9 protein-coding genes are annotated in these 15,220 nt (G+C 37.3%); all 9 read right to left on the minus strand.

Annotated features, from left to right (window positions below; all coding sequences use genetic code 11):
- Window positions 1-72: 72 nt before the first annotated feature.
- Window positions 73-1,695 (minus strand): RagB/SusD family nutrient uptake outer membrane protein, encoded by a 1,623-nt coding sequence (locus B176_RS0103105; protein ID WP_017257317.1) that lies wholly within the window; start codon window positions 1,693-1,695, stop codon window positions 73-75.
- A gap of 23 nt (window positions 1,696-1,718) precedes the next feature.
- The gene (locus B176_RS0103110; RefSeq protein WP_017257318.1) at window positions 1,719-5,198 is read right to left on the minus strand and encodes a SusC/RagA family TonB-linked outer membrane protein; all 3,480 of its coding nucleotides are present in this window, start codon (window positions 5,196-5,198) and stop codon (window positions 1,719-1,721) included.
- A 164-nt stretch (window positions 5,199-5,362) separates the two neighbouring features.
- Window positions 5,363-6,505: a FecR family protein gene (locus B176_RS0103115; protein ID WP_017257319.1), complete on the minus strand. Its 1,143-nt coding sequence runs from the start codon at window positions 6,503-6,505 to the stop codon at window positions 5,363-5,365.
- Window positions 6,506-6,617: 112 nt separating this feature from the next.
- Window positions 6,618-7,187, minus strand: coding sequence for an RNA polymerase sigma factor (locus B176_RS0103120; RefSeq protein ID WP_017257320.1), 570 nt, complete (start codon window positions 7,185-7,187; stop codon window positions 6,618-6,620).
- Window positions 7,188-7,552: 365 nt separating this feature from the next.
- Complete coding sequence (locus B176_RS0103125; RefSeq protein WP_017257321.1) at window positions 7,553-8,632, minus strand: substrate-binding domain-containing protein; 1,080 nt, start codon at window positions 8,630-8,632, stop codon at window positions 7,553-7,555.
- Between the two features lie 822 nt (window positions 8,633-9,454).
- Window positions 9,455-10,531 (minus strand): LacI family DNA-binding transcriptional regulator, encoded by a 1,077-nt coding sequence (locus tag B176_RS0103135; protein ID WP_017257323.1) that lies wholly within the window; start codon window positions 10,529-10,531, stop codon window positions 9,455-9,457.
- Window positions 10,532-10,602: 71 nt separating this feature from the next.
- Window positions 10,603-12,069, minus strand: a complete 1,467-nt coding sequence (locus tag B176_RS0103140; RefSeq protein ID WP_017257324.1) for a sulfatase — start codon at window positions 12,067-12,069, stop codon at window positions 10,603-10,605.
- 20 nt (window positions 12,070-12,089) lie between these two features.
- On the minus strand, window positions 12,090-13,601 hold the full coding sequence (locus B176_RS0103145) for a chondroitinase-B domain-containing protein (RefSeq protein ID WP_154647873.1): 1,512 nt from the start codon (window positions 13,599-13,601) through the stop codon (window positions 12,090-12,092).
- A gap of 49 nt (window positions 13,602-13,650) precedes the next feature.
- Window positions 13,651-15,069, minus strand: coding sequence for a sulfatase (locus tag B176_RS0103150; protein ID WP_017257326.1), 1,419 nt, complete (start codon window positions 15,067-15,069; stop codon window positions 13,651-13,653).
- Between the last annotated feature and the right edge of the window lie 151 nt (window positions 15,070-15,220).

Below are 15,220 nucleotides of genomic sequence, written 5' to 3' on the forward strand. Positions count from 1 at the left end.
ACTAACAGTTGAGTAGTACTGTTTTTAGAAAACAAAGATGATTAGCATAAGCTAACCATCTTTGTAATGAGGTTAAAAATTTGGTTTATTTACATCCCACCAAACACGTGTGCCTCCATCGTCTGGTCCTCCTAATAAGTTTAATCCTATCTGTAGTTCCTTTCCGTTGGTGCTATACTCTGTACTTGGGTAAGCCAATCTTCTAATTTGAATATCGGTATTAATTGTTCCGTTGCTGTTATTGGTTACCACAGTAAACAGTTTAGGGTAGCCAGTTCGTCTAAATTCAGTCCAAGCTTCTTGGCCTTCTGGAAACATGGCAATCCACTTCTGGGTAATAATTTTTTCGAGCATGAGCTCGTTGCTTGCAAGTGGGTCCCATTTAATGGTAACGGTAGACACCCTTGCCGAATTATTTAAAGCACTTTTTGGATCTGCATAGCCCGTTGGTAAGCTAATTGCATCATTAACATAGGCAGCGTTTGAAACTCCCCACTGTGAAAAAGAAGTTGTAATACCACTTTCGTAATTAGTTTTTGCATCGCCAGCGCCGGTCCAGTTCCTAAGTGCAGCTTCTGCCTTCAGAAAATATACTTCTGCCGGCGTCATCATAATCATGGGTGCTGATGCTGTAAAGGAGGCTGTCGTATTTAAGCCAGAGAAACCATTATAGCCAGGTTTTGCCGGGATTTTTGAACCAATTCTAATTCCTTTATAAGTACCAACCATAAGCGGGTCTGTTGCTGGTAAAAAATACTTAGGTAAACGAGGGTCATTATATCCAACTAAATAGGATTCGGCAGCGGCACCCATCCGTATATCGTTATAACTGATTGCAATCCCATATAAAGGATTTTGGTAAGCACCTGTTCCGGCAACTTGAGCTATATCTCCAGAGGCAGATAATAACTGTCCAGTATTACTTAAGGCTTTTTCTCCTTCAATTTTCGCCATTGCTGGGTCAACCTTTGCGATATGAATCGCCAGGCGTAATCTGAGAGAATTAGCCAGTTTAATCCATCTGTTATAATCTCCGCTATAAACTAGGTCAAACTTTTGAAAAGGTTTTGCAGTTGGTGTGGCGGCTACAAAAGTCTGTAACGTAGTAACGGCGGTATCTAATTGCTTGAAAAATAAGCCGTATACATCTTTTTGGCTATCATATGGCGTGTTCAAAACAAAATCTCCCACTTTGCTATAAGGAATTGGCCCAAATTTATCTGTTACCCGATGCATTGCTTCAACTTTTAAAATCAAAGCAATTGCCCAAAAATCGGGTTTAGAAGTTTTTAAACCTTGTTTTGCCAAATTACTAACCCCGCCCATTACGTCTCCATAAATTCGAGTAAATACCCTAGAATTCCATCGATCTGTTAAAAAGTAATTCATGTTGTTTACATCCGGATTAAACGGATTGTTAGACATCATATAACCAGAGTAACAATCTGCGTTTAGATTTTGCATAATTTGATACTGCTGTCTTGTACTATTGAAAATAGAAACTTGTAAGTTAGGGAAAAAGGCTCCTATGTTATTGTCTGGTAACAGCTGTGCACCGTTTATACCTGTAGGATCTGTATTGTAATCCTCAAAATCTTTTGTACAGCTGGAGCTGGCAATAGTTAAACTTGCAAGCAATAAATACAGCCACATCTGACCGATGCGGAAAGTATTATTTATATTTTTAGACTTCATTTTTAGATATTTTAGAATGAATATTAAAGAGTTAGATTAAGGCTGATACCTAAACTACGTAGTGCAGGAGGATTAAAAGAGTCAAGCCCTGACAATCCGTTCGCGGATGAAATGGTAATTTCGGAATCAGATGGTGCTTTTTTGTAGAAGTAAAGAAGATTTCTTCCAATTAGAGATAGGTTTGCTTTTTTTACAAAACCACTTTTTACAGGAATTTGATAACCTAAAGAAACTTCACGTAGCCTTACTACTGTTGCACTATAAATGTATTCGCTAACAGATTGGCTAGCTACAGAATACCATTTGTCGGCATCTATTTTGGAAACCGGGTTTCCGCTTCCATCTACTCCATTTATCGCAACTCCTCCTGCATTTCTCGCGTCTCCGCTCGCTTTAGAAACACCGTATCGATCTAAGAATGCTTGAGTAGACGAGAATATTTCGCCACCAAACCTTCCATCAACTAAAAAACTTAAGCTTACTTTCTTATAATCGAAGCTATTATTCCATCCTAAGAGAAATTTAGGGTTAGGATTGCCATTATAAAAAAATTGGCCATAGGTTGGATTGTTTGCCAAAGATGGAAGACCGCTACTTCCTATAATCACTCGTCCTTGATTATCTGTTGCTAATTTATAACCATAAATATCGCCGTAAGAACCTCCTTTAGTAATTACAGACTCGTAATTTTGAGATGGAACAGTCAATAAAAATTGGTCAATCCCATCTTTTGAATTTACGTCTTTAATTATATTCTTATTCGTTGAGAAATTGATACTGGTGGTCCAGTTTAAGCTTTTTCCTTTGATTGCATTAAATCCTAATAAAGCCTCAATTCCCGAATTCTGTATATCACCTGCATTAACATATCCTTTTGTAAAACCGGTAGTTACGGAAGGTGTAATCTGGAAAAATTGGTTAAATGTATTGGTCTTATAATAGGTGATATTGAATGATAGTTTATTGTCTAAAAGCTTAAAATCGGCTCCAAACTCATATGAATTTGTTTTTTCTGGTTTTAATAAAGGCAGCGGAGCAACACCGTTTGAAATAACAGCACCACCGGCACCCAAATAATTTTGGGGATTTGTTGCGTAAGTAGCTACACTATTACCTACCTGTGCAAACGAACCTCTTATTTTTGTGTAATTAATAAAATCTGGCATGGTTAGCATCTGACTTACCAATACCGAAAGCCCGGCAGAGGGATAAAAATAAGAGCCATTTGGGGTGAAAGATAAGCTAGAAGACCAATCGTTTCTTCCTGTAAGTGTTAAGAACAGGTAATCTTTATAAGATAAATCGGCACTTGCGAAAACGGATTGCATCTGGTTCCGTCTTGGGGCCAGTGTGTATCCATTACTGCTAACTGCTGGAAATGCCACACTTGTAGCTGATGAAGAAGGCGGTAGCGTTTGTTGAGAAGCATTTTGCAACACAACATTTTGAAGTAAAAAAACGTTCGGAATAAATAATCCCAAACCTGGACCAAACCCAAAACCATCTGTCTGTTGATCTTTGATACTAACGCCTGCTACTCCTCCCAACTTAAAATCAGACTTAGAAGGTAATGTGAATGTAGCAAGTAAGTCTCCGTAAATTTGTTGAACGGTTTGATTGTTGGCTTCAAACTGTCCATTAGGCGACACTACTAAAGCTGTATTGGTTCCCGCATAAGAGCGTTGGTTATAATCATCAGTATTTCTGTCTAAATTTCCTCTGATCTGTAACCCAAACCAACTATTTATATCATATTTCGCACTTGCATTCAAAATAATTCTATTTCGCTTCGAATAGTTGTTGTTTCTATTTACCACCCACCAAGGATTTTGTTGTTGAGCCTCGCTAAATGGCCAATTTTGAACTTTTAAGCCATTCCTTGAAGCATCAGGTAGCTCAAAATTATCTTTATATTGTTTGATATCTAAGCCTCTTGGAAACATGTACAATCCGGGAAGTGCATTTAATGCTGAAATTGTAACAGGACTATTGTCTATTTTTTGAGAAATATAGTTTGCACTGCCATCAACATTTAGCTTACCTTTTAAAAGTTTTGCAGTTTCTCTAAAGTTTAAGTTATGCCTCTTCATGCTATTCCCTTCTTGAATACCCGATGCATTTGTATTGGAGTAAGAAAAGTATGATTGAGCAATTTCAGAACCTGCTGATAAATTCAATGAATTGGTATAATTGTTTCCGTTTTTAAAAAACAACGGCAAATTATCGGTTGCGTTGGTTATTTTTGGTCCCCAACTTTGGGTAATGGCACCAGTAGGGGTCTGTCCATAATCGTTTTGGAATTCTGGTAAATACACTGCCTTGCTTGTAGTTGCGGAAGACGAGTAATTAATTTGGGTTGTCCCCGCCTTACCTTTTTTGGTAGTAATTAATATTACCCCGTTTGCTGCTTGGCTACCATATAGGGCACTTGCAGAAGCTCCTCTTAAAACGCTGATACTTTCAATATCATCAGGATTAAGATTAGAAATTCCGTCTCCTCCATCCGGAACAGCTCCGCCTATACCTGCCGCAACATTCGGCTGACCGTTAGCATTAGAACTATTAACAAGTGGAACACCGTCAATAACATATAAAGGTTGGTTGCTACCGGCTGCAGATTTATTTCCTCTCATGATTACTTTTACAGAACCACCAACGCCAGAAGCATTAGATGAAATGTTTAATCCAGCTACTTTTCCGTTTAAAGAGTTCATCATATTATCGGTTTTTACTCGGGTTACCTCATCTCCGTTTACTGTTTGGGCAGCGTAGCTCAGTGATTTTTCTGATCTTTTTAAACCTAAAGCCGTTACCACCACTTCATTCAGGCTACTGGCATCTGGCATTAACTTAATGTCGATACTGGATTTTCCGCCAACACTAACCTCTTGCGTGGTATAGCCTATAAAAGAAATCACTAAAACGGCATTGGGTTCAATGTTTTTGAGTAAAAAATTGCCATTTACATCAGCAACAGTTGCTTGGGTACTTCCTTTTACTTTAATAGAAGCTCCAATTAATGGCAGACTCTTTTCGTCCACTATTTTTCCTTTCAAATCTATAAAAACAGCATCTTCCGCCTGTGCTACTTTCTTTTTAGAAGCTACAATAATCATATTGTTTTCTATAAAATAGGTAATAGGCTGATTTTTGAAGCACTGATCTAAAACCTCTATTAAGGCTTTGTTAGTTACATTTAAAGATACAGGATTTGCGATATTGATCTGGTTTTGGTTAATCATAAAATCATAACCACTTTGTTCTCTTAGCGCCCTAAGTACATCGGTAATGGAAGCATTCTTTTTTACCAAGGAGATTTTCTGTGCATTCGCAGCAAAAGATACCTGTAAAAAAGCAATCAGACAGGTGAGACAAATAAGTTTTATCCTCATGAGAGATCTTTTTATAGTCAGTTTTGTTGTTTCACTCCGCCATATACCTATGGCTTTGTTGCGGGCATAAGCGGTTATTTTATGACCTTTTGTTTCGTAAAATGTATACATTTGTTGTTTTGGTTAGGTTGCGCTGATTTATTTCCAATAATGGACAATAAATTTTTGCAGATTATGGTTGAAAATTATGTTTACTCACATGATTCAATGGCTAACTAAATTTTAACCGGGGGTGCAACGAACACCTTCGGTTTTTTTGAGCCGTGATTTAAGGTTTATGGCGTCACTAAAACCCTCCTTCCTTCAATTTTAAACTTCACATTATAATTTAATTCAATGGCGTTCAAGATTTCTGTAATTTTTTTCTTTCGGGATATGGTACCAATAAAGCCTGTATTGTTCACAGCCTCATGCTCGTAAACAACATCAACATTGTACCATCTTGCAATCTGCCTCATCAGGCTTTGTAAGTTTTCGCCATTGAATACAAAATCTCCATTTTTCCAGGCTACCGCTTGTTCTACATCCTCATCCGTAATTTTAAACTGGTTTGCTACAAGCAAAGCTTGTTGCCCAGGTTTTATAAATACGGGCTGAGCTGTTTTTTGTGTAAAAACTTTAACCGATCCTTCTAATAGCGAAGTTTTGGTGCTCGGCTCATCTGCATAACAATTGACGTTAAAATGGGTGCCCAAAACCTCTATCGTTTGTTTGTTGGTGACTACTTTAAAGGGCTTGTTAGTCATATGCGCAACTTCAAAGTAGGCTTCACCCTCCAATTCAACTTTCCGCTCATTTAAACCGGTAAAACTTACTGGATATTTTAAAGAGGTTGAAGCGTTAAGCCAGATTTTAGTTCCATCTGGTAAAATTAACTGGTATTGCCCGCCAACAGGAGCTTCAATTTTATTGAAAAGATTAGCTTGGGTATCGTTTTTACTATCAGCAGAGCTGGAATAAATCAATTGCCCATCTTTGGTTTTAGTGATTTTAACACCCGCTTGTGCAGCCAGTTCTCCATTTGAAGTATCCGTTAACTCAATGCGTTTACCGTCGGCAAGTGTGAGGTAGGCTTTATTGGTGCCAGGGGCAATCTTTTCCGCTACTACTTTTTTAGGAGTTTTTAATTGGGCGATTTGATTAATGTTGGTGTAAAAATAAATACCAGCGGTAAGCCCAATAAAAACTGTGGCTGCAACTGATAGTTTTTTCCATAAGGCTATCTTGTTTCTACCTTGCCTTGATTTTAGATTATTTAAGATTTCCTTTTGTACCAGAAAGTAGTCCGGTATATCTAAAAGATCTGGAGCCTTATCCGCTTCGTTCATATACCAGTTTTCCAATAAGCTTCGTTCCTGATCAGAGCACTCATTGGCTAAGTATTTTTTAATCAATTGATTTTGATTTTCCGTATTCACATTAAAAATTTTAAAATCCAGCTTGGTACAGCCGAGATTTAGGTTAATTGGCGTTCAATTATAGGTAAGTAGGTTTGCTAAACCATTGGTGTAATGCGAAAACAAAAAAAGATTAAAAAAAGAATAGTGAGCCGATAGAACCCACCTTGGTTCGTAAAATCCGGAGGGCATTGCTTATCTGCTTTTTAACAGTATGATCGGAGATATTCAATTTTTGAGAGATAGCTTTATAAGACATATTTGAACTTCTGCTCAGTTCAAATATTATCCTCATTTTTTCTGGTAAGGCAGAAACTTCCTTTTCAATGATGCTACTCAGTTGTTTTTCTCTGATCAAATAATCGGTATAATTTTCATTAGTAGTGTTCAAGGAGTTTAAAGAGGCTAGGTAATTCACCTTTACTTTCTCTTTATCAATGAGGTCAAATATCTTATAGCGTAAAGCACCATATAAATAAGCAGATAATGTAGTTTTTAAAACTAACTCTTGACCAGATATCCAAAAGGCAGAAAACACATCTTGTATTAAATCTTTAGCCTCTTCGCTATTCTGCAACATTTTTCTGGCGTGGCGGAATAGTATTGCCCAATATCTATAATAAATTTCATCATATGCGTGGCTATCTCCCTGTTTAAAGAGGTTCAATAGTTCATTATCCGAAATTTTTGAATAAATATTCATCTACTTGAAAATTCGACAGGCTAAACCCATTTAATTGTAATGAGAAAGCTGACATGACCTTAAGGCTGTTAAACGAAGAATTATAATTGGGTTGTGTGTTCGTTAACACAAAAGTAAATGTAGTAAAAAAATGTAAATGTGTAATAGGAATTTACGGCTATTTATTTTTATTGGCGGATGAAAAATTTTATTATGCTCGTTATTTGTTTTTTAACTCGCCGATTAATAGGGTTAAGAAAATGACTTGTGTTAATTATTATCCTCGCTATTGAGTATATCCCCTGTCTGTCTTTTCTCAAAGGCTAACTTGGGGATAGAAAACTTAACCGTCATTTATTGCAAATTTCCGAACATCTTATAAGATGCTAAATTACGGGGGCATCTGAGTGCACAAAGTAATTTGCGTTTTCTTTGGTAATGATATCTAAGGGCAGGTATTTTAGCTGTGGTATTGGTTTTTGAAAGATAAGCCGGTCTGCTAATAGCTGTAATGCTGCAGATCCTTGGCCTTTTGGATTTTGGTTGATTAAAAAGCTAATGCTATTTTGTTTAAGGTAATGCAGGTTTTGGGGTAACAGATCGTAACCGACAACTTTAACATCAGACAGGTACTTTTGGCTAAGGTATTCCGCAACGTTGTACACTTTTCCATTGGTCACAAAAACGGCTTTGATATTTGGGTTGGTCTGGAAAACATTATCCATTTGTTTAATAAAGGTAGGTTTGTACTCGTCTGAAATTTCTAATTTTAAGAGGTCGAACTGCTGGAGGTTGTTTTGTGTAAAATAGTTTCTGAAGCCTTTTTCTTTTATTTCGAGGTGGGCTGCGTTGGTTATTTTTGGGTTAAAGTGTACCATTAAAATACTACAGGGGCTTGTTAGCCCGTAATGGATTAACTTGCCCGCCAAATGGCCACTTTGATAGTTGTCTTGACCAATGTAGCTTAGGGGTTGATAATCTGGAATCTCATTATTGAAGAAAACATGCGGGATTTCTGCTTTTTTCCATAATTCAGAAAAAGGACTAACCTCGTTATGGAAAATGGGTGTTAAAATAATTGCGTCGTAGTTGTTTTTACTTAATACATTTGCTTGCTCAGTAAAACTTTCGGATTTATCAGGGTTGAAAAGGTAGTATTTAACGGTAAGTCCGTACTTTTTAAGCGTTTTAGCAACTTTTTCTATGCCTTGTTTTGCATCAAACCAATAGCTACCGAAACTTGGGTCGGGAATAAGTACCGCAATAGTGTAGTGCTTTTTTGAAACTAAGGCTCGGGCAATAATGTTGGGTTGGTAATCTGTTTCTTTAATAATGCGGAGTATGTTTTTTTCTACGTCGGTAGCTACTCTACCTCTTTTATGTAATACCCGATCTACCGTTCCTATAGAAACTTTCGCTTTCGCAGCGATATCTGTAATGGTGACTGGTTTATTTGTTTCTTTCACGGCTTATTTTAAGTTCGCTTTTCAATCGGGTTTTTTAGTGACTAAAAAACATGGTTTATTGATTCTTTAATCGTTTTGCCAATAATATAGATAATCTTCTACCTCTGCAACAAACAAGTGGCAAATTATTGAATATTTGCTATGGTTGAGTCTCGGTTTCTTTGTGTAAACTTTTTAAAGCTGTGCTTTTTGTAAAAGAAGAAATGATTAATGATTTAATCATCATCATTTTAATGCAAAACAGATTCTCTGCTGATTCAACAACCTGAAGTGAAATCCGGAAAGTCTACTTTAGTTCATTTGGAAATCAATTGCTATTAATAAGTTTTGTTTTTTGAATTTAGAAAGAGGTTGTGTTTGGGCTTGTTCCAGAGGAACTTCTTGGAATCAATGGAAAGTCGGCCTCGCCTGTCCGGGGGATGTGTTAGCGATGGAAGCGACATCCTTTTAATTATCACTCTGAGAATTGTCACGCTGAGGCGTAATATGTTTCATATAAATCAAAATAAAATGACGTTCAAAATCAATTTGTTGCCAATATAAGGGTTGTCACCCTGAGCGGAGTCGAAGGAGAGGGTTGGGTTTTATGCTTCGACTCCGCTCAGCAAGACAAATGGCTCTGCTTTAAACAAGTAGTTACAAAAGACGTCAATGATAGCGGAGTAGAAGAAGACAAAAAATATATAGCGGACAGCGTGTTAAAACGCCCCAATTATTGTGACACTCATTATTAACAATCCAACTTAGGCTTTAAGTAAAGAAAGCAAGGTTTTAAGCAACTAACTGTGGGTTTAAGCAGCACACAGTTAGTTAAGTGATTGATTAAATAGGTGTTACTTCCTCGTCTTGTATAAAGTAATTTGCGTTTTCTTTGGTTACAATATCCAGCGGTAAATATTTTAGCTGTGGTACTGGTTTTTCAAAAATAAGTTTGTCGGCCAATATCTGCAATGCCCAAAAACCTTGTCCTTTGGGGTTCTGATTGATTAAAAAACTAATCACGTTTTGTTTTAGATAATGGATATTTTTAGGCAACAAATCATAACCAATAATTTTAATGTCTTTAAGGTGTTTTTGTGTAAGGTATTCGGCTACTTCAAATGCTTTTGATGTAGTTACAAAAATAGCTTTGATATTTGGGTTAGCTTGTAGAATACCGTCCATTTGTTTTACAAACGCCGAATGGTTTGGGCGGGCGATATCTGCTCTTATCACATCAAACTGTTGTAGGTTGTTTTGGATAAAATAGTTTTTAAAGCCAAGCTCCTTTTTTTCTAAGTGGGCAGCGTTTGAAGTCTCCTCATCAAAATGCGCAATTAAAACAGAAGATGGCGAGCACTGCCCATAATGGATAAGTTTGGCGGCTAAATAGCCACTTTGGTAACTATCTTGTCCTATGTAGCTTAGTGGCTCATAATCAGAAATTTCTGTGTTAAAAAAAACAAACGGAATGTTAGCATTTTTCCATTCTTGTAGAAAAGGCAATACTTCGCGGTGGAATATCGGGGTTACAATAATGGCATCATGGCGCTCTTTATTTAACTCATTGGCTTGCGTTACAAAAGATTGCGAGCTGTATGGGTCAAAATGATAATACTTAACAGAGAGGCCGTATTTTTTTAAGTCCTTTAAAGCATTTTTAATACCCGTTTTTGGAGCAAGCCAATAGCTATCATAAGATTCTGCAGGAATTAATACAGCAACCACATATTGCTTTTTCGAACTTAAAGCCCTAGCAATAATATTTGGCTGGTAGTCCAATTCTTTAATAATGCGGAGAATTTTTTCTTCCACTTTTGCTGCAACTCTACCTCTTTTGTGCAAAACCCGATCAACAGTTCCTGTAGAAACCTGTGCTTTGGTTGCAATGTCCTTAATGGTAATTATTTTGTCTTTCATTGTTAAGCCCTTAAGCTATTTTATTTGACGAAATTAAAAAATTATAAATAGTTTGACTGATTTTTAGATGTTTATGGCATTACAGTATCTTTTAGCAAGCCTTTATTTTTGAAATATTCATTTGCATTGTAAAAAGACTCCTTAGCCCAATCTTTATTAGTTTTAGGAAGTTGTTTTTTGAGTTTATTTATAGTTCTACTATAGCGCTGTTCCGGAGCTAAATTATGCCATTCGTTGGGGTCTTTAAGGATATCGTATAATTCCTGTGAACCATCTTCATATTGTATAAATCTGAAATCGGCGGTTTTGATACTGTGGTTGTTTTTTCCCCAAGTGGTAATTGCCGGATGTTTCCATTTAGCATTTTCGTTTATAATTAAAGGTTTAAGGCTAAAACCTTCGTTTGCTTTGTATGGATTTAAGCCCGCCAAATCAATAATTGTAGGGTAAATGTCAATGAGTTCTACTGGTTTATCGATTTTTTTTGACGACGAAATTCCTGCACCCGCAAACATTAAAGGTGCTCTGGTTGCTCTGTCCCATAAGCTAACCTTTGCGAATGTGTTTTTTTCGCCTAAGCGGTATCCGTGATCAGACCATAAAACAATGATGGTATTGTTTGCATAGTCGCTTTTTTCCAAAGCATCCAAAACCCGACCAATGTTATGGTCGGTATAGGTAACGCAGGCTAAATAAGCTTGTAAAATATTACGCCATTCATTGTTTTTAATTGCCCATTCGGCAGTTGGCATCATTGGCCAGTCGTCAATTTTTTTGGTAATCGCTGGTAAATCATCTCTGTCATTAGCCAAATAGGGTGGAAGATGGAGTTTAGCAGGGTCATATAAGTCGAACCATTTTTGTGGCACATACCAAGGCACATGTGGCCTAATAAAACCCACGCTTAAAAAGAAAGGATCATCATGGCGTTTTGCCAACTGGCTTACGGTCCATTCTGTAGCGTGGTCATCTGGCATTTCTTGATCTGTTTGTGGAAATGCGCCCCAATCTGTTGCAGTGCCTTTTTTATCCCATTTAAATTTTGTTGCTGGATTAGGTCCGTATTCTGAAGCGCCACCATCTTCATCTAACAATCCATCCGGAAAATGCTGATGAAAAACTTTGCCAACTCCCAAAATACGATATCCAGCATCTTTAAAATACTGAGGCAGATTTTTAGTGTTTGCCGTTAAAGAATTAACTTGTTTAATATCATTGTCGGCAATCATACCGTAAATTCCGGTAGAAGAAGGACGTAAACCGGTTAAAATTGAAGCCCTTGATGGTCCGCATAATGGGGCTTGACAATGTGCATTGGTAAATAATACGCCGCGTTTTGCAAGCTTATCCATATTTGGGGTTATTGCATCTGGATTGCCCATTGCGCCGATAAAATCGTTTAAATCATCTACCGCAATCATTAAAATATTGGGTTTAGATTGTGGTTTCTGCTGGGCATAACCATATTGAGTCAGCAATAAACTAAAAAATAGGATTAGGTATTTGATGTTTTTCAATTTGATGTTGGTTAAAATCATGTTAATTAATTGCTAGTAGTTTACTCACCTGTTCGCCAATAATCATTAGGTATATCTGCAAGCCATTTTGGTCTCACATCATCCCAGGTTAATGGTTTTCCTTTGATACCGCCATTTATTATATCTTGAATATTTAGGTTTATACCTTCAATGTTATCAATCTTCGCAACTTTACTTTGGGAGTAACCTGCAATGCTTTGTGGCTGATAAAAATCGGGACTACCGGTATTGTTAATTGCAAGAGGTTGGATATTGGTGGGGTTATTTTTAGAGATTCCGTAGCTATAATTATTTTCGAAAGATTGCTTAGCGATATCTCCTAAAAATAAATCAAAGCTTGTTTTTTCTGTAGTTATAAAAAGATTTCCATTAAGCGTGATATTATAGGGTCTATAATTAGGTAATTCGCTATTGCTAACGCCTTCTGTCCGTCTTTCAAATAAAGGTTCAAAATTGATAGCGTAACCATTATTGTTTTTAAAAATGTTGTTTACTGCCAATATATCAAAGGCTAAAGCATGTTCAGAATCTTTAATTCCAGGGTTAAAATATAATGCCGCGTTTCCTCTGGAAGCAATGGTTTTCTGTAAACTAAAGTAGTTGTTGGCAATAATATGTTTGCTGCCCCAGATAAACATTCCACCGTAACCAAATTTATCATCGGTAGATATATAGAAATTATTTAAGGCTACTTGTTTATCGCCATGTCTGAAGTTTAATGTACCCTGGCTGTTAATAATAGTATTTGCATAATATACGTTTTCTTGTGATTTGCTGGTTACAATCTCTGCTTCAGAATCCTGACGCTGAAATAAATTGGAGTCAACCAAGCAACGGCCCACATCATATCGCGAATATCCTATACGAATGCCGCCACCAGCGTTACCCACTTTTGGTGGGTTAGAGAAAAAACAATGGTCTATTCTATGGTACATTGCCGGACCAATGTTAGAGCCGTCATTTGTTTCCTTTAAACGGTTATTAAGATTGATAACTTGGTCCAGAGTTTTTTTGCCTACAAAAACGCAATGGTCTATCCTACAATGTTTAGGTACAGTTTTATCGGTATTTAGTGATGTAGTGATATAAGCAGAATTTACTTGATCGAAATCATTAAACACACATTCTGTTACTCGATTATGGCTTCCGTAAAGGGCTATAATCCCGGGACCATGTGAAGCCCATTCATTAAAATTACGGTTGCCGTTTTTAAAGTAAAATCCTTTAAATAAAATATACTCGCCCCTCAGTTCCACTTTTGCGTCGCCAGTTATAAATACTTTTCCAGGGTTTTTTGCCATTATCGTAATCATCTTTTCGGCAATACCAGACTCATTTACCACCAGTTTAAGATCTTTGTAATCGCCATCCTCAAAAATCAATTTGTCTCCCGGCTTTAGCTTAGGCAAGGTGGCGTAAACTTCTTCGTTATTTTTAACCAAATACGAAGCTTGGGTTTCAATAGTGGGCGTTTTTGCTTTGCATGACATCACTGTCATCAGAAACAAAACCATAAGCGTGATCTTATTCATTCGGTCTATATTTTTGTGATAAGTATTTCGACGTTTGCCTTTTCCCTTATTAAGGATACATTCTTTCCATATCTCTCCCTACAGTTTCCATTCTGTGTTTGATAATCAAGTTTTCTGGGCCATAAGAACTTGACCAATGTGGTTTTGATAGTCCTTTTTCCCATTCGGCAAGTTTAGCTAATAGGTGTTTTACCTTTTCCGGATTTTCCTTTGCCAAATTCTTGGTTTCTGATAAGTCTTTGCTTAGATCAAACAGTAAAATGGGGTCTGTTTCTACGCGAATTAGTTTCCAATTGCCTTCTCTTACTGCTGCTGCTACACCTCTACGCCAAAATAAGGCTTCATGTGGGGCTTCTTTGGTTTCTCCTTTAATGTATGGGAGAAGATTTTTACCGTCCAGTGTTTTTTTGCCCACTTGCTTCCCATTAGCGGCAGCTAAAGAGGTTGGTAAAAAATCCAAAGAATTTACCGGATAATCAAAAGTAACGTTGTGTGGGAGTTTGTTTTTCCAGATCATCGACATCGCTACACGCGTACCGCCTTCCCAAACAGAACCCTTCATTCCGCGTAACGGTCCATTATCTGAAGAGTTTGTTGTTGCGCCACCATTGTCGTTCAAGAAAAGTATAAGCGTGTTTTCGTCTAAATTATTTTCCTTTAATGATTGTCTTAAGCGACCAACGTTATCATCAAGCGATGCCATTAATGCCGCATAAGATCTTCGTCCACTATCTGCAATAGATGAAAATTTATCCCAATATTCTTTTTTAGCATCCACCGGAGTGTGAACCGCATTGTATGCTAGATAAACGAAAAATGGTTTTTCTGCTTTCTGTGTCATAAACGAGATGGCCTTATCTGTCCACATATCTGTTAAGTAAGTCACGCTATCTTCTGAAACAATGCTTTTATTGTTATGAATTACTTGGTCTGCAGGAACTTTTCCTTTTATCGGAAAAAAGCTACGGTGGCCACCAACAAATCCGTAAAACTCATCGAAGCCGCGGTTTAGCGGAAAATGCTTTTCCTCATCACCCAAATGCCATTTACCAATTGCCAAAGTGCGGTAACCATTGGCTCGCATTTCGTCGGCGAAAGTGTTTTCTTCAGGATCCATACCCATGTCTTGTTTGGTGAATCCTTCGGCAGGTTCGCCCGACATATTGTTCTCAAACCCAAAACGCTGTTGGTAGCGCCCGGTTAACAAACCCGCTCGTGACGGTGCACAAACCGAAGCAGTTACGTAAGCATTAGTGAATTTTACACCCGATGCCAATAAAGAATCGATGTTTGGGGTCGGAATTTCGGTTCCTCCGTAGGCACCAAAGTCCGCATAACCAGCATCATCAGTTAAAATAATGATAACATTCGGTTTTTTGTTTCCCGCGGTGTTTTTGTTCTGTTGACTACAACCCGTAGCGATAATCACTGAAAAAATGAAGAAAAATAGAAAATTGATCCTTTTCATAATATTACTTTTATTGTTTTAATTATTTGGGCGTTTTAACACGCTATTCACTGTATCTTTTTTTGCACCCTTCGACTTCATCTTCGGCTCCGCTCAGAGTGATAATTCTCTGGGTTACAAAAAAGGATGCCGTTGCTATCGTTAACGCAAA

Origin of the sequence: Pedobacter arcticus A12 (assembly GCF_000302595.1) — a bacterium.
In the GTDB taxonomy this organism is placed as follows: domain Bacteria; phylum Bacteroidota; class Bacteroidia; order Sphingobacteriales; family Sphingobacteriaceae; genus Pseudopedobacter; species Pseudopedobacter arcticus.